General features: G+C 56.1%; 17 protein-coding genes and 2 pseudogenes. 7 read left to right on the top strand and 12 right to left on the bottom strand.

Annotation, left to right across the window (positions count from 1 at the left end; genetic code table 11):
• Positions 1 to 40 precede the first annotated feature (40 nt).
• Positions 41 to 1,102: a FecCD family ABC transporter permease gene (locus AB4M76_RS01325; protein WP_368440035.1), complete on the top strand. Its 1,062-nt coding sequence runs from the start codon at positions 41 to 43 to the stop codon at positions 1,100 to 1,102.
• Complete coding sequence (locus AB4M76_RS01330; protein ID WP_368440036.1) at positions 1,096 to 1,866, top strand: ABC transporter ATP-binding protein; 771 nt, start codon at positions 1,096 to 1,098, stop codon at positions 1,864 to 1,866. Before AB4M76_RS01325 ends, AB4M76_RS01330 begins: the two co-directional genes overlap by 7 nt.
• Before the next feature lie 173 nt (positions 1,867 to 2,039).
• On the opposite strand, the pseudogene AB4M76_RS01335 reads toward AB4M76_RS01330, so the two are convergent.
• From AB4M76_RS01335 to AB4M76_RS01385, 11 genes and pseudogenes are all read right to left on the bottom strand, one after another.
• Positions 2,040 to 2,439, bottom strand: a pseudogene (locus AB4M76_RS01335) (IS6 family transposase); the annotation flags it as partial.
• A gap of 52 nt (positions 2,440 to 2,491) precedes the next feature.
• Positions 2,492 to 3,493, bottom strand: a pseudogene (locus AB4M76_RS01340) (IS30 family transposase).
• Positions 3,494 to 4,165: 672 nt separating this feature from the next.
• Positions 4,166 to 6,235, bottom strand: a complete 2,070-nt coding sequence (locus AB4M76_RS01345; RefSeq protein ID WP_368440037.1) for a 3-hydroxyacyl-CoA dehydrogenase NAD-binding domain-containing protein — start codon at positions 6,233 to 6,235, stop codon at positions 4,166 to 4,168.
• Complete coding sequence (locus tag AB4M76_RS01350) at positions 6,235 to 7,518, bottom strand: acetyl-CoA C-acetyltransferase (protein ID WP_368440038.1); 1,284 nt, start codon at positions 7,516 to 7,518, stop codon at positions 6,235 to 6,237. The genes AB4M76_RS01345 and AB4M76_RS01350 overlap by 1 nt, the downstream gene beginning before the upstream one ends.
• Positions 7,515 to 9,761, bottom strand: a complete 2,247-nt coding sequence (locus AB4M76_RS01355; protein WP_368440039.1) for an acyl-CoA dehydrogenase — start codon at positions 9,759 to 9,761, stop codon at positions 7,515 to 7,517. Before AB4M76_RS01355 ends, AB4M76_RS01350 begins: the two co-directional genes overlap by 4 nt.
• 189 nt (positions 9,762 to 9,950) lie before the next feature.
• Entirely contained in the window at positions 9,951 to 10,166 is a 216-nt protein-coding gene (locus AB4M76_RS01360) for a hypothetical protein (protein ID WP_067938563.1), read from the bottom strand.
• A gap of 268 nt (positions 10,167 to 10,434) precedes the next feature.
• The gene (locus AB4M76_RS01365; protein ID WP_067942134.1) at positions 10,435 to 10,923 is read right to left on the bottom strand and encodes a ferritin-like domain-containing protein; all 489 of its coding nucleotides are present in this window, start codon (positions 10,921 to 10,923) and stop codon (positions 10,435 to 10,437) included.
• A 188-nt stretch (positions 10,924 to 11,111) separates the two neighbouring features.
• On the bottom strand, positions 11,112 to 11,696 hold the full coding sequence (locus AB4M76_RS01370; RefSeq protein WP_067942133.1) for an HPF/RaiA family ribosome-associated protein: 585 nt from the start codon (positions 11,694 to 11,696) through the stop codon (positions 11,112 to 11,114).
• 173 nt (positions 11,697 to 11,869) lie between these two features.
• Positions 11,870 to 12,181 carry an MgtC/SapB family protein gene (locus AB4M76_RS01375; protein ID WP_368440040.1) on the bottom strand — a complete coding sequence of 104 codons (312 nt, stop codon included), beginning with the start codon at positions 12,179 to 12,181 and terminating at the stop codon, positions 11,870 to 11,872.
• A 378-nt stretch (positions 12,182 to 12,559) separates the two neighbouring features.
• Entirely contained in the window at positions 12,560 to 12,763 is a 204-nt protein-coding gene (locus tag AB4M76_RS01380) for a dodecin family protein (RefSeq protein ID WP_067627044.1), read from the bottom strand.
• A 144-nt stretch (positions 12,764 to 12,907) separates the two neighbouring features.
• On the bottom strand, positions 12,908 to 14,719 hold the full coding sequence (locus AB4M76_RS01385) for an acetyl-CoA hydrolase/transferase C-terminal domain-containing protein (RefSeq protein ID WP_368440041.1): 1,812 nt from the start codon (positions 14,717 to 14,719) through the stop codon (positions 12,908 to 12,910).
• Positions 14,720 to 15,120: 401 nt separating this feature from the next.
• On the opposite strand from AB4M76_RS01385, the gene AB4M76_RS01390 reads away from it, so the two are divergent.
• The 5 genes from AB4M76_RS01390 to AB4M76_RS01410 all read left to right on the top strand — a co-directional run bounded on the left by AB4M76_RS01390 (position 15,121) and on the right by AB4M76_RS01410 (position 22,589).
• Positions 15,121 to 16,452 carry an acetyl-CoA carboxylase biotin carboxylase subunit family protein gene (locus AB4M76_RS01390; RefSeq protein ID WP_368440042.1) on the top strand — a complete coding sequence of 444 codons (1,332 nt, stop codon included), beginning with the start codon at positions 15,121 to 15,123 and terminating at the stop codon, positions 16,450 to 16,452.
• A 20-nt stretch (positions 16,453 to 16,472) separates the two neighbouring features.
• Positions 16,473 to 18,506 (top strand): CocE/NonD family hydrolase, encoded by a 2,034-nt coding sequence (locus AB4M76_RS01395; RefSeq protein ID WP_368440043.1) that lies wholly within the window; start codon positions 16,473 to 16,475, stop codon positions 18,504 to 18,506.
• A gap of 157 nt (positions 18,507 to 18,663) precedes the next feature.
• Positions 18,664 to 19,170: a superoxide dismutase family protein gene (locus AB4M76_RS01400; protein WP_368440044.1), complete on the top strand. Its 507-nt coding sequence runs from the start codon at positions 18,664 to 18,666 to the stop codon at positions 19,168 to 19,170.
• A 178-nt stretch (positions 19,171 to 19,348) separates the two neighbouring features.
• On the top strand, positions 19,349 to 20,026 hold the full coding sequence (locus AB4M76_RS01405; protein WP_368440045.1) for a glutathione S-transferase: 678 nt from the start codon (positions 19,349 to 19,351) through the stop codon (positions 20,024 to 20,026).
• Positions 20,027 to 21,047: 1,021 nt separating this feature from the next.
• A complete protein-coding gene (locus tag AB4M76_RS01410) occupies positions 21,048 to 22,589 on the top strand; it encodes a phospholipase D-like domain-containing protein (RefSeq protein ID WP_368440046.1) in 1,542 nt (513 codons plus the stop codon).
• Here AB4M76_RS01410 and AB4M76_RS01415 read toward each other — a convergent pair.
• Positions 22,484 to 23,473: a lysylphosphatidylglycerol synthase domain-containing protein gene (locus AB4M76_RS01415; RefSeq protein ID WP_368440047.1), complete on the bottom strand. Its 990-nt coding sequence runs from the start codon at positions 23,471 to 23,473 to the stop codon at positions 22,484 to 22,486. The genes AB4M76_RS01410 and AB4M76_RS01415 overlap by 106 nt on opposite strands.
• Between the last annotated feature and the right edge of the window lie 49 nt (positions 23,474 to 23,522).

Genomic DNA, 23,522 nt, shown 5'->3' on the forward strand with positions numbered 1-23,522 from the left:
GGGCGCGCAGCGCAGCCCTCTTGTCGAATAAGGCAGACCAATGACCAGTATCACATCCGACACTGCGGCACCCGCGTTCGCCTACCGCGGGCTGGTGACGCGACGTATCTTCATTCTGGCTCTGCTGGCCGGTTTGCTGATACTATCTGTCGCGGTGGACGTATCACTGGGACCGGCGCGTTATTCGGTGGCAGATGTGCTGCGGACCCTCGTCTCTCCAACTAATGCGGATGTCCAGATGCGGGTCGTCGTTTGGGACATTCGGATGCCGATGGCCATGCTCGCGGTGACGGTCGGAGCAAGCCTGTCGCTCGCCGGGGCGCAGATGCAGACCATCCTCGCGAACCCCTTGGCCAGTCCCTTCACGCTCGGCCTTTCGGCAGCAGCCAGTTTTGGTGCGGCGTTGGCGATGGTGTTGGGGGTCGCACTCTTTCCGGCGGCGATTTCCCTGATGGTACCGATCAATGCTTTTCTGATGGCGATGGCAGCCGCTTTGCTGATCTTTGGATTGTCCACTCTGCGGGGCGTGACGGTCGAAACCATTATCCTTCTAGGCATCGCATTGGTCTTCAGCTTCAACGCGGCCTTGGCGTTGTTGCAATATTTTGCGTCGGAGCAGGCTCTATCTGCTGTGGTCTTCTGGACCATGGGCAGCCTCACCAAAGCCACTTGGGGCAAGGTGGCGGTGACGGCGGTAGTCCTCGCGCTCTGTGTGCCGCTTTTTGCTCGCCGGGCATGGGCCCTGACCGCCATTCGACTGGGTGAAGCGCGCGCGGCGGCAATGGGCGTGCCGGTACGTCGGCTGAGACTGGAGGCTTTGTTTCTCGTATCGCTCTTGGCGGCCGTGCCGGTTTCCTTCGTCGGCACGATAGGTTTCATCGGCATTGTCGGTCCACATGTGGCACGGCTTCTCTTGGGTGAAGATCAACGGTTCTTTCTGCCTGGAGCGATGTTAGCTGGCGCGCTGATCCTTTCGGCCACATCTGTGCTCTCGAAGGCCCTGCTGCCCGGCGCTGTCCTTCCCATTGGCATTATCACGGCATTGGTGGGCGTTCCCTTCTTTGCCGCTCTTATTCTGACCAAGGGGCGTAAAGCATGGTGACGCTGCAACTTGAAAACCTCGGTGCGCGCTATGGTCGGCATGAGGTCCTCAGCAAGGCAACAACACCGCCAATTCGAGGAGGCAGCTTGACCGCTCTTGTGGGAGCCAATGCGGCTGGTAAATCCACGCTGTTTCGGCGCGTCGCAGGACAGATGCGGGGAGCAGGGACTGTGCGCCTCAGCGGTGCAGCCGCGGAGGACTTGCGCTACATGCCTCAGGATACGGGGATGAATGCAGCGCTGACGGTCTACGAATCCATCATACTCGCGCTGAAGCAGGGTGGGGGCGGCTGGCGCCTTTCGGCTTCCGAGCTGACGGCCGTGAACGACGTTTTGGCCAGATTGGGCATCACCGCACTTGCTGAGCGGCAATTGCCGGAACTGTCCGGCGGGCAACGACAGGTCGTGTCGATCGCACAGACGCTGGTGACGCGGCCGCGGGTTATCTTGATGGACGAGCCCACCTCCGCGCTCGACCTTTACCGGCAATACGAGGTATTGGAGGCGTTGCAATCCTATGCCGCTGAAAGCGGAGCTGTGATGATCCTCGCTTTGCATGACCTAAATCAGGTGATGCGGTGCAGCGCGACCACCATCGCTTTGGGCCAGGGTAGCATCCTGGCCACCGGTCCGACCCTCGAGGTGCTCACACCCGCGATGATCCGCCGCCTCTATGGTATCAACAGCCGCGTTGAGCGCTGCTCGCGAGGCTGCGCAATGATGATCGTCGATGGGCCAGCTGAGAGCCAACCGATCACCGTTTGACGGTGCGCCCGGAAAGAAGTCTCAAAAGAGGCAGTTTTCCTCAACGATACGGATCTTTTCGTCATCGGGCTCGCGGCGGTGGCCGGTATCACAGACCGATAAAAAGGCGGGGGTAACTTCGTACGCGCACATAGGGCCATCGATAAACGATCGAACAGCCCATCAGAAAGACGGGTGACGATCCGTTTGGGCAGGCCAAACCGCTTGATCAGAGCTTTCAAAAGACGCTTTGCGGCACGCTTGTCGCGCTTAGATTGCAGAATTTCCTCCAGAACGATCCCCCTCTTGATCAACCGCGCGCCAGAGCCAGAATTTCCGCCCGGAAATCGTCACCACAACTTCGTCGAGATGCCAAACGTCCCCCGGAGGGGCCTGCCGCCGGCGCAAGTTTCAGGCAGTCTGCGGGGCGAATTTCGCCACCCAACGCCGGATCGTTTCGTAGGAAACATCAATGCCACGCTTCAGCAGCATTTCCTCGACTTCGCGCAGGGATAGGTTGAACTGGACGTACAGCCAAACCGCGTGCGCGATGATCTCTGGTGGAAAACGGTGGCGCTTGTAGCTGACGATCATGCTTGTGAGCGATACCTGAACTGCGACTCTTATCGAGCTCAGGGTAGGGGCGTCATCGCATTTCCTCCAACATCTTTTCGCGGAAGACCTCGGCTGGCGTCTTCCATCCGAGGCACTTGCGCGGCGTGTTGTTGAGGCGATCACAGATCACCTTCATATCGTGATCTGTGCATTGCCGGAGGTCGCGTTTGCGGGGCAACTACCTTCGAAGGCGTCGATTTGTGTTCTCGACTGTGCCTTTCTACCAGGGGCTGGAGGGGTCGCAGAACCACGTCTGGGTTCCGATCTCAGCTTGTAGGTGTGGCCAACTGACAAACTCAGTTCCGCGATCAAAAGTGATGGACCGACGGGCGACGAGGGGAAGATTTTTGAGAGACCTTATGATCTTTCCCATGACCGGCTTGGTGCGCCTGTTCGGGTTTTTCAGGATCACGGTGAAGCGGCTGACGCGCTCAACCAATGAGGTAACGTTGGACTGGCCAAGCTTCTGTTTGAACAGCATCAAATCAGCTTCCCAGTGGCCAAACTGACGGCGATGAGCGACATCATCGGGTCGGAACAGGATACTGACATCGCGGTGGAATTTGGGTTCTCTGCGCCTTCTGGTGCGACGCGGTCTGCGGGCGACACGGTGGGTCGGTAGATACCACCACAGGTCTTCGCGCTGACCTTCCTTGGAATAGATGTAGCGATAGATGGTTTCCTGGCAGACCCTGAGGGGAGCGCGCTCGTGGATCATGCGGTTACTGATCTGCTCTGGTGTCCAACCGTTCTTGATACGCTCAATCACGCGCTTTCGAAGCTCAGGATGTTTGATCAGTTTGCGCTCCCGAGCACGGCGTTCCGCTTGTATCAGGTGCGCAGCTGCACCGTAATAGCCATCGCATCCGGGCATGTTTTCATCCGAGAAATGGTTGCGCTTCAGCTCACGGAATATCGTGGATCTGCAGCGCTTCAGAACGCGCGCCATCTCATCGACGGGGACCTTTGCGTGTCTCCAGCGTTCTATCTTGCGTCGTTCTGTGATACTCAGTTGGCTGTAAACGGCTCCCATACCGATTCCTCTCACTAGATAAACTACTGTTTTCTAACAAGAGTCGCACTTGAGGGTAGCGCGCGCCTGCTACAGCAAAAAACACCTATAGTGGAAATTATGTTGAATAAAGGGAAGAAGTTAATAGCCAGACGTGGATACCGCAACGACTTTAATCGAATAGTCCCACACTTTTCCAATTCGATAAACGTCAATAGTTTTGCTTGCAACGTATCTTATTAATTTTGCGTTGCCGACCTCGACTATGCTGACGGTTCTGATCACGAGCACCGTCAGGTAAAGCCTACCGAGCTTTGCGTTCAAACGTGCGTCCGAACTCTTCGACTATGCCCCCTCTCATGCAGCCGCATAATATACCGCTAGCACACATTGCGCATGCTGGTTTCAAAACTCGCCGGCGTAAACGAGACAAACCATCCGGAACCTCCGATTCCTATGATCGGCCGAGGCGATCTCGGGCGGCATTGAAAGGATCAAAACCATTAAAGGAGCTACATCAATTACAAACGACTAGGCATCGTAGGTGAGATCAAGTTCAAATTTCGTCTATTCGGTGCTCGGCATCGCTGGCTTGTTGAAATGCCACTCAAAAAAAAATGCGCATCAGTCCCATCTCAGCAGATATATTGTTGAACAAAGCTCTAGTCGGCTTCTTCCGGTCGTGTCGCGCGCTCAAAGGTCCTGCCAACCCACGTCAGGGGCGAGACGCTCACCATGCTTCCCGGCCAGTTCCTCTAGTCGTTCGCGTATTTTTTTGGCACCGCGTGCGCGGGCGTACCGCATCGGACCACCCCGGAAAGGCGCGAACCCGGTGGCGAAGATCATTGCGCCATCTATGGCATCTGCATCCCTCACCACATTCTTCCGTAGACATTCCGCACAGGCGTTCAGCATCGGCAGAATCAGCCGGTCTGTCAGATCATCGGAAGCTTTGTCCAGATCGGCATTCGGGTGCGGCGTGCCCTGTGACCAATCATAGAACCCCTGCCCCGCCTTCTTACCGGTATCGCCCCGCTCGACTTTCCTGCGAAGATCGTTGCTAATGTCCGCCATCGGTTTGTCCAGCCCGTCCTTGAGGCTTTCCGCGACATGCAGGCAAATATCCAGGCCCACCTGATCGGCCAGGGTGACAGGACCCATCGGCATGCCAAAGCGGATGGCAGCCGTGTCAATGACCTCCTTGTCCACCCCTTCGTCCATCAACATCATCGCTTCCATCAGGTATGGCATCAGTGCGCGGTTGACCAGAAAACCGAAAGAGTCGGTGACCTGAACGGGGAGCTTCCCGATCTCGCCACAGTAGGCGGCAAGTCTGCAGGTGACATCCTCGGCGGTATCGGCGTGGCGCACGACTTCGACCAGATCCATTTTGCTGACCGGATTGAAGAAATGCAGCCCCGCAAAGCGCGATGGATCGGCTACGCCCTTCTTCAACTCGGTTAGGCGCAAGCTGGAGGTGTTGCTGGCAAGGATCGCCCCCTGTTTCATCCGGCCTTTCAATCCGGTGTAGATCTTCTCTTTCAGATCAGGCTTCTCCGGCACCGCTTCGATGATCAGATCTGCACGGGCGATGCCATAGCCGTGCGGGTCGGGCATCATGCGATCCAGCGCATCGCGTGTCTCAATGTTGGAGAGATGCTTGTTCTTGCAGACGGCCTGCGCCTGTTTGACGGCCTCGGCCAAGGGATCCAGTGCGACATCGCCCAGCGTCACGGTCTTGCCCTTGATTGCCGCCCAAGCGGCGATCTCGCCCCCCATCGCACCGGCCCCGATGACGTGTACATGATCGATCCCGTCCTCGCCCCGGCTGTTATTCTTCATGTCCTGTCGCAGAAAAAACACGCGGCGCAGGTTCTTCGAGGTGTCGCTGTCCAACAACTTCGCGAAACTCTGGATCTCCGCGCGCTGCATGGCGGCCCGGTCGTCGCCATGCTCTTCCCACATGTCTATCAAACGATGCGGCGCGGGGTAGTGTTGCTCCGGGGCCTTCTGCCCGGTCTCCTTGCGCATCTGCCGCGCGGCCAGGCTGCGCGCCTGATCAAAGCCCATCGCGCGGGCCTTAAGGCCGGGGGCATCACGCTCGACCTCGCCCGCCGTGATCGCATCGACCGCCGCTGCCACATGCCGCTCTTGGGTGACCACATCAGCGATGCCCAGCTTGCGGGCCTTGCCGGTATGCGCGGTCTTGCCCGTCAGCATCAGAGTCATCGCTTTAACCGGGTCGATCAACGCCGGCAGGCGGAACGTCCCGCCTAGGCCGGGGTGCAGGCCCAGCTGGACTTCGGGAAAACCGAAGGACGCGCCCTCGACCGCGATGCGCCAGTCACATGCCAAGGCCAGTTCGAACCCCGCCCCCAAGGCCGCGCCGTGCACAATGCAGATCGTGGGGCAATCGAGTGCCTCTAATCGGTCCAACACGTCGTGCCCATGCGTGAGCATCTCGGCCGCCCCCTCATTGGCAATGTCATCAAAACCGGTGATATCGGCGCCGACGGCAAAGCCCGCGATCTTGGCCGAGCGGATGACCACCGCACGAGGCTGGTCACGTTCCAGCGCCTCGATGTGGCTTTGCAACCCTTCGACCACGTCCTGCCCGATAGTGTTCACGGCCCCCTCACCCCGATCCAGCGCCAGCCAGACGATACCGTCTGCCTCTCCACGCAGCCAAGGGCCTTCGCCGCGCGTCACAGGGCCCAGCTCAAGTTTCGTTTCGCCCAAATGTTCCAGTACGGGTCCCGTCATCACGCCACCTCCAGCAGCATCGCACCGCCCAAGCCGCCACCGATACACTCGGTAGCGATGCCGCGTTTCAATTTCCGGCGGTGCAGAGCGTTGACCAGATGGAGCACGATCCGATTGCCCGAAGTGCCGACCGGATGGCCAAGGCTTATCGCCCCTCCGTCGATGTTCAACCGGTTGCGGTCGATACGTCCAAAGGCCCCCTCTAGTCCCAAAATTTCACGGCAGAAATCCGCATCGTTCCAGGCGGCAATACAGGACAGCACCTGTGCGGCGAAAGCCTCGTTCAGCTCCCACAAATCCACATCATCGAACGCCATATCGTTGCGCTGAGCCAAAGGCGTCGAGGCCAGTACCGGCCCCAAGCCCATCACGGATGGGTTCAGACCGGCCCATTCACTGTCCACGATCCGCGCGAGTGGCTCGAGCTTGTGCTTCTCGACGGCCTCCTCCGAGGCGACGATCACCCAGCTTGCGCCATCCGTGATCTGACTGGAGTTGCCAGCCGTGACCTTGCCGTAAGGTTTCTCAAACGCGGGCTTGGCTTTTGTCAACCCCTCCATATCGCTGTCCGGGCGCACGCCATCGTCGTGTTCGTAGGCATTGCCGCTTCGGTCAAAGGCAGGCATGACTTCATCCTTTAGCCAGCCTTCCTTCTGGGCTAGGGCCAAACGGTGATGGCTGTCGTTGGCGTATTCGTCGGCGCTCCGCCGCGAAATATTGAACCGATGCGCCAGCACTTCCGCCGTCTGGCCCATATTCAGCGTTGTTATCGGATCTGTCAGCCCTCGTTCCAGACCGACGACGGGCTTGAAGAACTCGGGCCGCAGGCCGGTCATCGCCTTGGCCCGGACGAGGGGCCCCTTGGCCCGGGACATCTGCCCGAACCATTCGACCGCGGATTGCCGCAATACCAGCGGGGCGTGACTGAGCGCCTCTGCGCCGCCAGCAAGGATCATGTCGTGAGAGCCATCGAGGATATAGCGGTAGGCCGTGTCGATCGACTGCATGCCCGATCCACAGTTGATTTGCATCGAGAAGGCAACCATTTCTTCACTCAATCCCAACCGCAGGGCAGCCACACGGGCGGGGTTCATCTCATCTTGGATGACGTTGACGCAGCCCAAGATCACCAAATCCAAGAGCTTTCGGTTAAAGCTCTGCCGCGCGAGCAGTGGCCGTCCCGCCTGCACCGCCAAATCGACGGGCGTGAAGGGACCCGGCTTTCCTTTTGCTTTCAGGAATGGCGTGCGTGCGCCGTCAACAAGGTAAACCCGACGATTCATTCTGCTGCCTCCTTTTGCGACACCTGCGCATCCAGTCCGGGATAAAACCCGGCCAGCTCTTCGTGGGTGAAATCGTCAACGGCAACCACTTTGTGGACTAGGTCTTCCGTCTTCGCGATACGGTCGCGATCCTCCTGGCTGATGGTACCGTGCTCTAGGGCCTCATCCGGGGTCTGGTCTGCTTCGCGCAAGCGCTTCATCAGGGGTGCGGTGTCCATCACGGCATCATAGCAGTCGTTCAGCAACACGATGCCGTCGCGGTTACAGCCACCGTGCAGGCGGCCCACGATCCGGCTGCGTGTGGCGGAGGGTTCATAGATCAAACCGGCGGCCTTTTCGGTCAGCGCATCATCCGGGCCCGGCGCGCCGACCCCCGGCAGGGTCACTGTCCTCAGCAGCCATGCGGCCCAGCGGGCCGGGAAGTTCATCAAAACCTCGTCCAGCGCCAGCCTTATCCGGGCAAAGCCGCGTTCGGCGGCATAGTCCACAGCCGGCAGGTCCCCGCTTTGCCGTCCTTCGTCCTCCCAGCGTTTCAACGTGGCGCTGAGGATATAGAGCTCGGAGAGAATGTCGCCCATCCGACCAGAGATCATCTCCTTGCGCTTCAGATCGCCGCCCATGGTCAAAAATGCCATATCGGCGGTCAAGGCATAGGCCGCGGACCAGCGTGCCATCTGGCGGTAGTGCCGTTTTGCCGCGTCGGCGTCGGGCGCAGGGGCCAGAAACCCGCCGGTCCATGCGCGACCAAGAGCGCGGAAGAAGGTCTTGGTCGAATGTCCAACATGTTTCCAGAAGTGTTTGTCGAACGCCGTCAAGCTTTCCTCGGAGTCCTCGATATTCAGCGCTTTCATCTCATCCAGCAGGTGCGGATGCGCTCGGATTGAGCCCTGACCGAAGATGATCAGCGAGCGAGTGACGATATTTGCTCCTTCGACGGTTATCCCGATGGGAACAGCGCGGTAAAGCGCTTGCAGGTAATTCGATGGACCATCGATCACTGCCTTGCCGGAATGCACGTCCATTGCATCATTGATAGCGTCGCGCATGCGGTATGTGGTATGTGCCTTCATGATAGCGGATATGACGGAAAGCGAACGCCCCTCATCCAAGCCTGCACAGGTCAGCCGCCGTGCAGCATCCATCGAATAGCTGTCCGCAGCCAGCCGTCCCAGCCGCGTTTGAATGCCGCCGAACTTACCGATCGGCAGCCCGAATTGCTGGCGGATACGGGAATAGGCTCCGGTCGTATGCGCCGACAACGCTATCGCGGCGCACCCCATCGACGGCAGCGAAATCCCCCGCCCGGCGGCCAGCGCGCTCATCAGCATCATCCAGCCGCGCCCGGCGTATTCTTTGCCGCCTATGATATTGTCGAGCGGCACGAAGACATCCTTGCCCGTTGTCGGACCGTTCATAAACATGGTCTGGCTGGGAATGTGCCGTCGCCCGGTTTCGACCCCAGGCAGATCAGCCGGTATCAACGCACAGGTGATGCCGATGTCTTCTTTTCCGCCCAGATGCCCGTGGGGGTCCCGCAGCTTGAATGCGAGGCCCAGCACCGTACAGACGGGGGCCAACGTGATGTACCGCTTGGCCCAGTTCAGTCGGATTCCCAGCACCTCTTCGCCCTTCCAGGTACCCATTTCGATCACGCCGTCATCGATCATCGCGGTGGCGTCCGATCCGGCCTCGTCACTGGTCAGGCCGAATGCGGGCAATTCGCGTCCGTCGGCCAGACGCGGCAGCCAGTGGTCCTGCTGCGCGTCGGTTCCGAACATGTGCAAAAGCTCGCCCGGTCCAAGCGAATTCGGAACCATCACCGTGACGGCCGCCGCAACAGAACGAGTAGAAATGAAACGGACAACCTCGGAATGGGCAAAGGCCGAGAACCCAAGTCCCCCATATTTTTTCGGAATGATCATGCCGAAGAATTTATTGTTCCGCATGAACTGCCAGACATCTGGCGACAGATCGGCATCCTGTTCGTTGATCGCCCAGTCATTGATCATGCTGCACAATTCCTGGCAGGGACCATCAAGGAATGCCTGTTCTTCTTCGGTCAGATTGGGTGCCGTGACCGACAAAAGCTTGGACCAGTCGGGATGACCGGAAAACAACTCCGCTTCCCACCACACCTCGCCCGCTTCCAATGCTTCGGCTTCAGTCGCGCTCAGTTGGGGTAATACTTTGCGTGCCCACTTGTGAATGGGTTGAGTGATATAGTTCCGACGGAATTGGGGCATGTGCAGAATGGACCTCCGTACTTTTGGGCCAACGCGCTGTCGCACAGCACAGTTCCTTGATTCCTCATGTGAAACGAACGCGTCATAGCATTTGGCAAGCAGCGGCCCTGAGAAAGTCGCTCCCAACGATGGGGCGACAGAATTTTGCGGCGCCTCCCGCATAGGGGCCAAACGCAAAGTGCTCACCGATCATTCAGCTGGGGCAGGCTCTATATTTCTGGAAACGCCATCCTCGGTCGAGAGCGCCTCAATTGCGGTATCAGCCTCTTCAGGTGCCGTGGCGACTTCCTCGCCCATCCAGTAAACAATAATGCCAATGCCAAAGATCACTACCGCGGCCATTCCGATCAAAGGGCCGATATGGCGACGCTCCTGCTTTTTGAGATTTGCATCTGGCGGAGTCATTCTGTGCCCTTCCTTACGTCATTTCAGTCATGTTCAGCATCGTTGCTCACGATGCACATAGGCAAGCTGTCCAGAACTTTGGTGAACAGGTCACCTAGGAAGAAAACCATTGGCAGGACGCATTGTTCCAACGCCACGCCGGCAGTACATCGCTCCCACCGGGCAGATTTTGCGTCCACTTACATCCGCGCGGTCCACACCGCGAAGGGCTGAGCCGCTGCAAAATGCACCGTCCCTCTCGTCGTCCTGTCATGGCAGGTTGGCCGGATTATGTTGCTAAGGGATTGATTTCCTTTTCGGCAAGCACGGTAAGCTTGTGATCCGCAGCTTGCTCTTCCGTCAGAATCGCCCGCAGATCCTTCTCATCCTCGCCCAGGCCGAGTTGCTTCGCCCAAGCGGCCAAGGTGCCGTACACGGCCATTTCATAGTGTTCGATCCGCTGCGCTGAGGCGATGATACCCGCATCCCGTTGATCGCGATCTTCGATCATGCCCGCCCATTTGTCGGCTTCTGACACCAGCCGCTGCATCGAGTGATCCTTATGTTCTTCCGACGCGGCCTCATGGCGCCGAAGGATGGCTTCTACCCGCTCGAGATGACCTTGCGTTTCCGTAAGGTGGGCTTCCAAAACCTGTTTCAGGTCAATTTCATTGACGTCGTCGATCATACCGGGCAACGCCTTGACCAGTTGGGCCTCCAACGACCGGGCCTCCTGCAGTTCGGCGACATACATTTCCTTGAAGTTGTTCATAAGCATTATACTTGCTCCTTTTTACTGTTGCTCCCTCTTTGAAGCCTAGGCGGGCCAAGGGCCCTCGCTCAAAGATCCCTGCAACACAGGAAGGGGGCTTTTCTCGGCTGAAACCTCACGCCAGTTCCGCCCAGAAGTTTTTGCGAACCGAAGGCGGACCCAAGGCACGGTCTACCCATGGTTCTGCGGATCTGTCAGGGCGCTGCGCGCCGTTCGGATTCGAGGCTCACCTCACTGATGGGCCGTACCATTGAGGCCTGGGGACCCATGGCCCCCTCGCCTTCGGCTACGCTCAACTCTACCGCCGATCCGACCTTGAGAGCCTCAAATCCATCGTTCAGTACAGCATTGGGCGCAAAATAGATTTCCTGACCATCGCTTATTCGCACAAACCCATAGTTGTCGAACATCCGCACGACGATGCCCTGGGGCGGACCGGAGAGAGTTTTGGTATCCCCCCGCATCTTCTGGGAATGCCCTTCCAACCTTCGCTCCATCGCGTCGAACGCGTCGCGGATGACGATATTGGGGTCGAAATGATCCCGCCGGTCACCGGGATCATTGCTGATGACAATTTCATGTTCAGGCACGCGGACTTCGATCCGCAGATGGAATTCTTTGCCGTGATGTTGGCTTCGATGCGGCCGTTCCACGACGATATGGCAACTGTTGATACGATCAAAGTAGCGATGCAATTTCTGGACCCGCTCACGAATGCGCGCTTCAAGCGGTTCCGATTTTTCGACATTGTGCCAAGCGATTTCCAAAGGAGTGTCCATGTGAGTCATGCCTTCTTGCTATGGCCCGACGCCGCGCCGTTGGCTGTCAGCGCCGGCACCTGTTCTTGGGAACGAACATTTAGGTTTTTTCCCTTGCAACAGCTAAACTTCCCACAGAAGTGCTCTGTTCCGCTCAGCCTTCGACAATGGCTGATGTCCGCCGCATCGGGGTGTCAGCGTCGGGTCATCTGAGGAATTACGGCCAAGATAATCAATACTATAACAGTCGACAGCACGGCCGTTGCCTCGAGACCCAGACCAGCTACGATCCCGATCCCGGCGGTCGCCCAAATACTGGCAGCAGTGGTCAGTCCTTGGATCTTTCGCTCTGCGGTACGCACGATGATTGCACCCGCTCCGAGAAAGCCGATGCCTTGAACAATGCCTTGCAAGACCCGTGATAGATCGGCGATCTCCATGCCGCTTTGCAGCGGCCCGATCAAAAATAATGCTGCGCCCACCGCCACCAACATAAGGGTGCGCACCCCTGCATTGCGCTCCTTGAGTTCGCGCTCTAGCCCAGCATGCCACCCAGCAAGGCAGCGAGAGTTAAGCGCAACGTGACACGGGTTATGGTGGCAATGTCTGGTACGTCGGAGAGCTCTTGTGTGACCGTCGACCAGATCTCTTGTCCCCGTATTACTCCTTTTCAATGCGATGATGGTCGCAGGCTGATCAGTGTAGTGTCTGATCGGAATGTTTATTCTTTATTGAACTTATATTGCGAGTGACCCAAATGAAGAAACGCAGCGGGCGGGAAAATTCCGGTCCGCATAAAAACAGTGCCATCTGGCACCAGAATAGTGTCAGATGGCCCAGGCATCTATTCAGATGCTTACCCGGACAAGCTACGATAGCAGCTGTCAGTCGTCCAAGACAAAAGTTACGGACAAATTGACCTTGAATTCCGTAATCTTTCCATCCTCGACCATTACATTCTGATCTTTTATCCAAGCACTCTTGATCCCTCGCAGCGTCTTTGAAGCACGTTCAATACCCTGCTTGGCGGCGTCGTCGAAACTATCCGGTGACGTTGCAGATATCTCGGTTACTCGTGCAATAGTCATGGCGTTCTCCTTTCTCTTGGTACTGTAGGCCCAACAGCCGGTTTGCTGGCTTGTTCCAGGTTCATTCGAGAGCAGCATGATGTTGCCGAATTACCGTTCTGCGACTTTAGCAGAGAATGAATTCGAGGCTCTGCACAGGCGAAGTCAGCGCACCGTCCGTCTCAACGCACCTTGCAAGGCGCGTGCGGTGACGCTCTTGTTGGTCTGGAACCCCATACGCAACAATGCCTCGCGCTCCTTCACATGCGGCGGAAGACACAACGATGCGGCCAACAACTGCGCTTTGCCTCGCCATGTTGATGAAAGCATCTTGAGCTCTTCCAGCGCAGGCAGCAAAACGCGCTCGATATCATCGAAGTCACTGCCGAGCGGGAAAGCTGGAAGCGTCCTACGATGCTCCTCAATCCATGCATGGACCCGCTCAGGATAGTTCTGGCGGTGGGCTTTCGGGATTTCATAATCATCGGGAAGTTTCCCCGCTGATTTGGCCTGGGCCATCAATTTGTCCTGGAAACGACTATCGGATATGTTCAGCAGAGCGCCGATCACCTGCGCGTCGGATAATCCGCGCAGGTCGGCGGCACCATATTCGGTCACAACCAGATCGCGCATGTGACGCGGCACTGTCACGGTATCGATCGTCCAGCGAATGTTGCTGCACGGTCTGCCTTTGCTCATTCGCCAGGCAGGAAGCGTGATGATGGAACGCCCCCCCTCCAGCGCAAAGGCCTGTTCGACGAAATTGAATTGCCCGCCGACACCGCTGACCACCTGTCCGTCGTCCAACGTGTCAGACATGACGTCGCCCAAAAGGCTCACTTGCATGGCCCCATTGACGAACCTAGCGTTCACGCGCGCAGCACGTTTCGCCTCCTCATCGCCATAGAGGGAATTGGTGAAACTCACGGGCCGCATCGCGATTTTCGCGCGTTGATCTTCGGGCAAGCATCGCAAGCGTTTGTAAAAATCGCGCGTTTCGACAAAAAAACCTGCATCAATCACGGCGCCATCGACTTCGCGCCTTAAAATCCCAGCCTCGAAAAGTGCTAGTAGCCCGCCAACCAGCATTTCAGTGACAGCGTAAAGGCCCTCTCGAAACGGCGCCTCGTGTCGATCCCCTTGCGGGAATGGGCAACCACGTTGGATGGTGTGCATTTTTCCTTCATCGCGGAGTATCAAAGCATGCGCCACAGCGTCGCCGATGCCCCCGATGCCGATCTGCAGCGTCCCCCCGTCTCTGATGAGGCCGCTCACGTGCAGCCCGATCGCATGCGCGGCGTCCTCGACCGGGCGGCGTACTGCCGAAAAAAGATTGTAGTCGGGAGCGCCATGCAGGACGTGATCCGCCTCATTTGCGTTCATTACGGCACCATCGCCCTGCATGAAAGGCATCTCGGGATGCACCTCGAATGCCACTTGGAAATCGACCTTACCCGCGGCGCGAAATGCAAACAGATCGGCGGAAATATCGGTGTTGGACGACAGCGAAAACTGACCACCTTTCTCTGCGACCAGTTGGAGCAGAACATTGGGCTGTCGATCCAACAGAACGTCGCGGGCATGGGTGTAATTCGCTGCGATATAGGCTTGCTGCATTGCGTCCACCCCCAGCCATCGACCAGCAAACAGGAAAAATTCATTTACCGTGACGTTGCTCGGCAAGGTCCCTTCGCGCAGCATCCTCACATAGAGGGGGCCGGGATAGGCACCGAAAAGTCGGTCGAGCGCTGGCTCAAGAAATCGCTGTTCCATGTCCGATGACAATGGAGGTCGCTCCAGGGTGAGCGCCGTAAAAATAGACAGCTTCCGCTCTGGTACGTTGCGGGCGCCACGTACCAGAGCGTCTACCAGCGTCAGTGGTTTGCCCAAACCTAATGGAAGAGCTAACCTAATCTCGCCGCCTGTAGACTCGTACAGTTGCTGCGCAATGGTATCGGCTTCGTCTTCCCGCTCCATAAATACAGATATCCTGTAGATTGCGTTAGAGGTGCAACCAAGCATCTTGGCGCACCAAAGAATCTTAACCATGGGTGCGAGGTCTCGGTCTCAAATCCTCCCAGCAAGCCCGGGTGGCCTCGCACCCCAAACTTCACTCTCACCTATGTTTCGCCCTTTTTAAACAATCCTCTGCGCAGTGAGGCGACCTCAGTGGAACTTAAATACTTTGACCTCAGAACTCCTATGTACGAAAACCTTTATCTTTGCGAAGAGTTCCTGGCGAGGATCAAGCTGTTGTTTCGTCTTACTTCTTTTTTCCGAGTTCTGCTGCCCCCGGCGAACGAAAGCAATCCGCAAGGAACATTCTCATTCGCGGGCTGTTGTTTTGATATGTGGGGGTGCGAAAGAGGGCGTCGATCATGGCGAGTGCAACGAGAAACCAGACCGCGAAGAAGCTTGTTTGCATCGTAGGCTCCGACGCTTTTCATCAGGAAATGATTGGTCGAATACCTGAGGCAAAAGACTGGCAGTTGGAACAGGTTCTGCACCGTACCGATGTTCAACCTAACGGTACCTTCGATTTTGACACCTTGCTGAATGAAGCCCGGGCAATCATCAGCGGTTTCGATCGCCCGCCGGACGCTATAATTGGCCATCTTGATTTCCCCGTCTCCGCATTGGTGAGTCTTCTGTGCCGTGACCATGGATTGATTGCCGCATCGCCCGAAGCAGTGGCACGCTGCGAGCATAAATACTGGATGCGTCAATATCAGCAGGATGCTCTGCCAGATCACACGCCTCGCGTGGTTGCCATCAATCCTTTCGATCCAGATATCATGCGAAAGCCGCCGCTCCCGTTTCCATTCTGGCTAAAGCCGGTGAAGGGTCATTCATCCATGCTTGGGTATCGCGTACGTGAAGCTTCGGAACTAACCCAAGCACTCAGCGCTTGCCGCAGGGCCATTCATAGGTACGGTGAACCGTTCAACGCCTTTCTCAAGCACCTTGATCCGGCAGAACTTCCCACAGACAAAATTGATGGTAATTACGCTGTTGCTGAAGAATTGATCTCGGAAGATCAGCTTTTCACCCTCGAGGGCTATAGGCACAAAGGCGAAACAACGATCTACGGGGCCATCGAAAGCAGGCGGTCCGGGCGCCACATGTCTAGTTTATCAAGCTATTACTACCCCGCCGAGTTGCCCGGGGAAGTGGTTGAAGCAGCGCAACAACAAGTGACCAAGGTGCTCACGCAGGTGGGATTCGACAACGGTCCTTTCAATGTGGAGTTTTTCCATGATCCCGAAACCGGTGCATTAAACCTGCTGGAAATCAACACCCGGCTTTCAAAATCCCATGCTCCGCTTTTTGAAATCGTCGATGGCTGCTCCCATCACAAACAAATCATTGAGTTGGCGCTCGGGCAGACGCCCGACAGACCTAAACGTAAGGGCACTAGCCCTATGGCCGCCAAGTTTATGGTCCGTAGCCACGAAGCAAATGGTGTTGTTCACACTGTCCCGTGCCAAGAAGAGATCGACAAGCTCTGCGCATTGATGCCCAACCTGAAAGTACAATTGTTGGTTAATGAGGGTCAGAACCTCTCTGAACTAGTCGATCAGGACAGCTATTCGTTCGAGTTAATGGATGTCTTTCTGGGGGGCGAGAGCGCCGAGTTCATTGAGGATGCATATAGACGTTGCCGGGACACGCTGGTGTTCCTGATTAAGCCAATGGACGACACGGACTAAGCCGCGAACAGGAGGCATTGATGAAAACGATAAGCACATTTCCGAACGAGGTGATCGAAGAAGAAAATGTGTTCATTCCCTCAACCGATGGGATCCGACTAGCCGCTCGAATTTGGCGGCCCAAAAATTCGGAGAACGTCCCAGTACCGGCTATCCTAGAATACATCCCCTACCGTAAAAGGTTTGGCACGGCTATTCGCGATGAACACACCCATCCATATCTAGCTGGACACGGCTATGCCTGTATCCGGTTGGACATTCGCGGCAGCGGTGAAAGTGAAGGTGTGCTGAGGGATGAGTATTTGCAAAGCGAGTTGGACGACGGCGTTGCCGCACTGCATTGGATCGCCGATCAACCTTGGTGCGATGGTAATATTGGTATGATGGGAATCTCATGGGGCGGCTTTAACGCCTTGCAGATTGCCGCGATGCAGCCGGAATCACTAAAGGCCATCGTTACGATGTCTTCAACTGATGATCGTTATTCGGATGATATCCACCACATGGGCGGCTGTTTGCTGGGCGACAACCTATCATGGGCGTCGGTAATGTTCTCCTATAACACCATGCCCCCGGACCCTGCGCTGGTCGGCAGTCGCTGGCGCGACATGTGGCTGGAACGTTTAGATAACTCCGACCTATGGCTGAAGAATTGGCTGCAACACCAACGGCGCGATGCCTATTGGCGACATGGCTCTGTGCGTGAGGACTATTCCGCCATCAAGGTACCGGTCTTTGCGGTTAGTGGCTGGGCGGACGGCTATACCAACTCTGTTTTCCGACTCATGGAAAACCTTGACGTTCCCCGCAAGGGGATGGTTGGCCCGTGGGGCCATATCTATCCACATTTCGGCCGTCCGGGCCCGGCCATTGATTTTCTATCCGAGTTGTTGCGTTGGTGGGACCGCTGGCTCAAGGGCAAAGACACCGGCGTGGAGAACGACCCGATGATCACTGCGTGGATGCTGGATAGCGCTCCGCCTAATCCGGAATACGATCATCGCCCGGGCCACTGGGTTGGAGAAACCATTTGGCCCGCGCCAGATATCACATACGAACGATTTACGATCGCTGAAGGACGAAAACTGCGTCCCGAAAAGAAAATACCATCGCAGAAGGAAGAAGAAGTTAACCTGGATGTGCAGTCGCCGGTGACTTTGGGCCTACATTCCGGCAAGTGGTGTTCCTATGCCAATGGTCCCGATCTGGCAAGCGATCAGCGCGCAGACGACGGTGGTGCGTTGGTTTTCCAGTCCGATCCATTAACAGAAGATATGTATATTTTGGGGGCGCCAGAGGTCGAATTGGAGCTGGCCAGTGATTGTCCCGTAGCCATGGTCGCGGTGAGGCTGTCCGACATGCGGCCTGATCATCAAGTAACCCGCATCACATATGGAATGTTAAATCTAACCCACCGTGACAGCCGTGAACATCCTGAAGAGTTGAAACCGGGATGCTTTTATCGAGTCCGAGTACCAATGTGCTACGTTGCGCAGAAGATACCTAAAGGTCACCGTGTACGTCTGTCGATCTCGACCGTTTACTGGCCCTTGGCATGGACTCCGCCCGCCTCTGTGCGCTTGACGATCCGCACAGAGAAAAGCATGCTGACACTGCCCTGTCGTACTCCCAAAGTCAGCGATGAAGCGCTGGAATTCGGAGCGCCGGTCCAATCACCGGCTCCTTCGGTAACCTCATTGGCACCACCCGCGCACGAATGGGTCATCCATCAGGATCTAGGGCGACAATGGACGGAGTTACGCGTCACCGACGACCGAGGAAAGATGCGACTGGACCGAATTGACCTAACGGTCGGGGCGCGGGCGGTAGAAATCTATGGTGCAAGACCGGGAGATTTCACGTCTGCTACTGGCGAAACCGAATGGTATCGGACCCTGCAACGCGACGGATGGCTGATCGAAACACGCACCCGCACTTGCCTGACTTCAGACCAAGAAAATTTCTATCTTACGGCCGAGTTAGACGCTTGGGAAAATGGGGCGCGGGTGCGATGTCAAAGCTGGAACGAAACGATCCCTCGGGACATGGTTTGATGGTCGTTTCAAGCGGGGTAGATGCGAACAAAAACCTTAAACGAGTTTCTAAAGTCTACACCTTGACAGAGAAGAACGAATACCCGGGAAAGGCTGAACGTACATAGATAAATCACTAGTGTGCCGGTTCTCGTTGGCTAAATAAAAGGAGGAAACCATGAAAGTTTTTATCGGAACTGCAATCTCTCTTAGCTTGTCAGCTGCAGCTGTGGCCGCTGCGGAGGTCACTGCAACTGTACATGATCGCGATGGCAAGAGGCTTGGTGCCGTAATCATACAAGACCTGCCCTCTGGCATGGCCTTGGCGACGCTCACTTTAAACAGCTTGCCCGAAGGCGTGCATGGCATTCACCTACATGAAACTGGCGATTGTTCCTCAGAGGACTTTAAATCCGCTGGCGGGCATGTTGCAGGTGATCGCAAACATGGTGTGATGGTTGACGGCGGCCCGCACCCTGGTGACATGCCAAACTTAACCGTAAAATCCAATGGAGTTGGCGAAATAGAAGTTTTTATGCCATTCTTATCCGTGCAGAACGACCTGTTAGACTCAGATGGCTCTGCCTTCGTTATGCACCAAGGTTTGGATGATTACGAAAGTCAGCCGGCTGGGGATGCAGGAGACCGGATCGCTTGCGGAGAACTCACTGAACGCAACCAGTAAGCTGGAGAACATGTCAGACGAGTTGGTTCAGACGCCACACCATGAACAATGAGCAATGAGCACTTGTTTGTGACACCTGTATGTACGGTAACTTGATCGAAGTTTGAACGGACCATTTTTCTGAATGGTTAGCTGAACAGAATTCCATTCGCACGTTCATCAAAAGGAACTGCTAAATATGTCAAACTTCACCCTCTATTACTGGCCTGTGCCGTTTCGCGGTGAATTCATCCGTGCGCTTCTCGCCCATGCTGGCGCAACAGTTGACGAGCCTGATAGCGACGCGGTCATTGCGATGATGGATATGGACCCTAGCGATCAGCCCGTCCCGCACATGGCACCGCCATTGTTGGTAGACAATGCATCTGGCAAAGGGATCGCTGAAATGCCTGCGATCTGCCTTTGGTTGGCCGAGCAATTCAACTTGACTCCAAGCGCGCCGCATCAGAAAGCGCTCGCGCTAAAGGTTATAAACGATGCCAATGACGTCTTGGACGAGATGACGCTCAATGGCGGCAAGACGATGTGGACGACAGAGTCTTGGACACACTTTCGTCCTCGCTTACGTCGCTGGATGAGGATCTGGGAGGCAGCGGTCGTGCAGGATCTTCTTGCTGTAAACCAGAACGAGCTCGGTTATATCGCAACCGCTACTCTCTGGGGAACGATGACCGAGCGGTTACCCCAGCTTCGCGCACTTCTTAGCACGGAGGCACCGAATGTTGCCACGCTTGTGGAACAGGCCCGGTCCCAGGGCGCGCTTTTTGCGCAGGCTGAGGAAAGCCGGGAGCGCTTCGGCAACGTCTGGTGCGGCGGAGAGATTGAAAAATCGTTAAGAGAAGTCGTTCAAGGCTAATCAGCGGACCCAAGCCCATACCTTAAAGAATACGCCCGCCGCAGCATAGAAGAAGATCGGCTCATCCTGATCTCAGCAAGCTGTATCTGATGCGCGGTTTTCACAACGAGAAGGTTTTTGCAATTTCGTGCGTCGCTGGGTAGAGGACCATATCATGTTCTGAGAACCCCAACTCGGCCACCGCCGAAAATGCAGCATTTTGTTCGCCGCACTTACCCGCAAACGACGACTACCGTTGCGCCAAGAGCGACAATGGCCACTACCGCCCATAATCCCATTTGAAGCCTTGTCATCTGTCCAACATGCCTTGCAGTTCTGATAATGTTCGACCGAATGGTGTAATTTTGCTCTTCCGCTTCGACTCGACCGCAGTTTCAGAGCGGCGATTGCAGCCGGGTCCATGGGGAGAGTGTCGCAAATAGTGGCGTCTTTTTCTAGTATCATGTAGCGCCGTATGATTGCCCACTCATTATTCTGCTCTAACATCAGAGCGCCCACCAACCGTGTGAACGCGGCCTGGTTTGCAAAACAGCCAGGACATTAGCCCGAAGTTTAATTTTCCTTGTTCTGACGCTCCAGATTGGTCCCGTCCTGGTTTCGTGCCGCCCCTAGTGCTCGTTTAAGTCGCCTTCCGTTCGAAAACGACAGGGCTTTTCTATTCCTATGTTAAACTACGGCGGCGCGGATTGTATAACCCGTTTATGTATTCGAATATCAATCAAACCAAAATACCATACTCACAATCTTAGCAATCGGACGAAGGCTGATCAAAATGGCCAACGGCGTCATCAAAAACGGCCACTTTCAGCCCGCCAAAAACCGAGTTCTTCCACAAAGCTTAGCCAGAAGGAATCTGATGGGCGCGCTAACGGGCTATGGTGGAACATTTTTCGCGCGGGAATAGTTCTATGTAAGACAATAGCTTGCAAAGCGAAGTTTATGAACAGAATTGCCACAATCCTCGGCCGACAATGCGGGCAACGTTCCGACAGATGCATTCACTTTCGATAAGGTAGGTGAGATGAACAGGCAGCGAACGCATGACCTAGTAAACCCGACCGCGGCGGACGCGCAGTCGGTTCTCTCAGCTGGCCGCAACTGCTCTGCTATATCAATGGCAAACCGTGCGACTGTACTGATTGATGGTGCATCTTATTTCGCAGCTTTGGACGCCGTCCTAAGAACGGCTGAACGATCCATTACAATTATCGGCTGGGATTTTGACGCGAGTATTCGTCTTCGTCCACAGGACGGGCCTAATGCGCCCGTACTGGGGGATCTGCTGCGCGATCTGGTCGAAAAGCGTGCGGACCTCCATGTTCGGGTTCTAATCTGGAGTTTGGCGACTGTTCATACGCCAAGTGCAGCTACGCCGCTCCTTGTCGGATCCGGTTGGGCAAACCATGAGCGTATCCACCTGCATCTTGACACTCATCATCCCATTTATGCATCTCATCATCAGAAGATTGTTATCGTTGATGACGCTGTGGTTTTTGTCGGTGGAATGGATCTGACGGTTGCACGCTGGGACAAGCCTGGACATAAGTCAGACGAGCCGCTGCGAAAGGATACTGACGGGACACCCTATGAACCGGTTCATGATGTCCAAATGGTTCTGGACGGGCCAGTAGTGAGTGATCTTTGTACTATCGCGTATTCCCGATGGTACGATGCAACAGGGGAAGCGTTGTCAGTCCAGGCAACTGTAGACCTTTGGCCTCGCGAGGTGAAACCTGACTTTGAAAATATCAGTGTTGCGGTTTCCCAGACAAAACCCAACTTAGTCACTCAGCGTGGCATTGAAGAGGCGGCGCAGCTAACCGACGATCTGTTGGAGGCGGCACGCGAGACGATCTATATTGAGGCGCAGTATTTCACTGGACGGCGCATGGGCAGAAAGCTCAAGCGGTTGCTTGCGCAGCCGGAGGGTCCAGAAATCGTGGTCATTTGCACGCTTATCGCCAACGGCATCCTGGAGCGCTTCATCATGGGGGCGAACAGGGAGCGGCTGCTGCGTCGACTGAAAGCCGTCGACCGGCACAATCGCCTTCACGTCTATTGCCCCGTAACGGACAATGACGAAAAGCACCGGCTGCTTGTTCATTCCAAGGTAATGATCATAGACGACCGTTTTCTGCGCATTGGGTCGGCGAATCTCAACAACCGCTCGGTGGGGTTGGACACCGAATGTGATGTGACAGTAATCGCGCAGACGCAGCAAGCTCGCGATACAATCCATCGTGTGCGTGACACGCTGTTAGGGGAACATCTGGGCGTTAAACGCGAGGAACTGCAGCAATCGGCGGCGCACAAAAAAAACCTGCGTAAGATAATTGACGGGCTGCTGTGCGAAGGCAAAAGCCTGCAGCCTGTCAACGTAGTCCCGGGGAAGACACGGTCGTTTCCCGGCACCTTTCTACTTGATCCCGAACGGCCTCTTCCATTTCTCAACGCGCTTCACAGGTTATGGTCCCGAGTGACCCGCCGTGACCCAGTACGCGAAAAAAACAACTCGGAAACCCCTAAGACCAATAGCCCAGCACAAAGAGGGATAAGAAAATAGACAAAGCGGAACACGAGAATTGCGCCAATCAGAGCCTGTCCCGGCAGCAAGTAGGTCAACACAGCCTCAATCACGCCAAGTCCGCCCGGCACATGGCTAACGATTGTGGCGACATTCGCACTGACGTAGGCGGCGACCACAGGAAAGTAACTGATTTCGGCGACGGAAAGAACAGTCTGATGCAGCGCGGCAGCAACGAAGACGAAATTCAGAGGTCCGAATACACACTGCGCCACGGCCAACCAGAGCTTTGGCATCGCGAGTTTGTGCCCACGAATGTGGATTGCCCCCGTCGCGAAAGCTGCCACCCCGAGATACAGAACTGGACAAGCGAGCGTAACCAGAGCCATCAACATGACAACACCTGGGCTAAGTCCCAAGGCGTTTATCGCAATTTCGGGCGCTACGAGCAGCGCTATGCCCCCGAGGGCGGCAAGCCCGAGTCCAACTGTCGCCCCACAGAAAACGATCAGTTGTGCGACATCAGCACGATCAAGCCCCCATCGCGTATAATAGCGATAGCGGATCGCCCCGCTGGACAACGCTGCCAACCCCAACGAATGGCCGATCGACAAACTTGCAAAAGACGCGATGGCAACTTTGCGGTAGTCCAATGGACAACCGACATATTGCAGCGCCAGCCAGTCAAAACTGGTCAAAGCAAGGTAGCTCAGCACCGAAAAGCCCAAGGCGGCAAACAACCGTGCCCAAGAAACCGCGGTCACTGCATGGACGAGGTCAAGCCAATCGTACCGGGACAATGTCCGATAGAGCAGGTAAAGCGCCAGCGTCGCTACGACGGCGGCGATAATATAGCCAAGCCAACGGCGTCTTTTGTACGCTGGTTTCCAGTCTTGTTTTTCAGGGCGGTCGTTGGCTGTCAAATGAGGATTTCCTTTTCGCTATATGGCAACTTAACACCCCACGTGCAGC

Source organism: Sulfitobacter sp. PS-8MA, from assembly GCF_040933935.1.
Classification (GTDB): domain Bacteria; phylum Pseudomonadota; class Alphaproteobacteria; order Rhodobacterales; family Rhodobacteraceae; genus Sulfitobacter.

Excerpts from the sequence above, each read along its gene's own strand:
- AB4M76_RS01350 (WP_368440038.1), bottom strand. The coding sequence starts at position 7,518 with ATGAATCGTCGGGTTTACCTTGTTGACGGCGCACGCACGCCATTCCTG.
- AB4M76_RS01405 (WP_368440045.1), top strand. The coding sequence starts at position 19,349 with ATGTCAAACTTCACCCTCTATTACTGGCCTGTGCCGTTTCGCGGTGAA.
- AB4M76_RS01390 (WP_368440042.1), top strand. The coding sequence starts at position 15,121 with ATGGCGAGTGCAACGAGAAACCAGACCGCGAAGAAGCTTGTTTGCATC.
- AB4M76_RS01365 (WP_067942134.1), bottom strand. The coding sequence starts at position 10,923 with ATGCTTATGAACAACTTCAAGGAAATGTATGTCGCCGAACTGCAGGAG.
- AB4M76_RS01370 (WP_067942133.1), bottom strand. The coding sequence starts at position 11,696 with ATGGACACTCCTTTGGAAATCGCTTGGCACAATGTCGAAAAATCGGAA.
- AB4M76_RS01385 (WP_368440041.1), bottom strand. The coding sequence starts at position 14,719 with ATGGAGCGGGAAGACGAAGCCGATACCATTGCGCAGCAACTGTACGAG.
- AB4M76_RS01360 (WP_067938563.1), bottom strand. The coding sequence starts at position 10,166 with ATGACTCCGCCAGATGCAAATCTCAAAAAGCAGGAGCGTCGCCATATC.
- AB4M76_RS01400 (WP_368440044.1), top strand. The coding sequence starts at position 18,664 with ATGAAAGTTTTTATCGGAACTGCAATCTCTCTTAGCTTGTCAGCTGCA.
- AB4M76_RS01325 (WP_368440035.1), top strand. The coding sequence starts at position 41 with ATGACCAGTATCACATCCGACACTGCGGCACCCGCGTTCGCCTACCGC.
- AB4M76_RS01380 (WP_067627044.1), bottom strand. The coding sequence starts at position 12,763 with ATGACTATTGCACGAGTAACCGAGATATCTGCAACGTCACCGGATAGT.
- AB4M76_RS01395 (WP_368440043.1), top strand. The coding sequence starts at position 16,473 with ATGAAAACGATAAGCACATTTCCGAACGAGGTGATCGAAGAAGAAAAT.
- AB4M76_RS01410 (WP_368440046.1), top strand. The coding sequence starts at position 21,048 with ATGAACAGGCAGCGAACGCATGACCTAGTAAACCCGACCGCGGCGGAC.
- AB4M76_RS01330 (WP_368440036.1), top strand. The coding sequence starts at position 1,096 with ATGGTGACGCTGCAACTTGAAAACCTCGGTGCGCGCTATGGTCGGCAT.
- AB4M76_RS01345 (WP_368440037.1), bottom strand. The coding sequence starts at position 6,235 with ATGACGGGACCCGTACTGGAACATTTGGGCGAAACGAAACTTGAGCTG.
- AB4M76_RS01355 (WP_368440039.1), bottom strand. The coding sequence starts at position 9,761 with ATGCCCCAATTCCGTCGGAACTATATCACTCAACCCATTCACAAGTGG.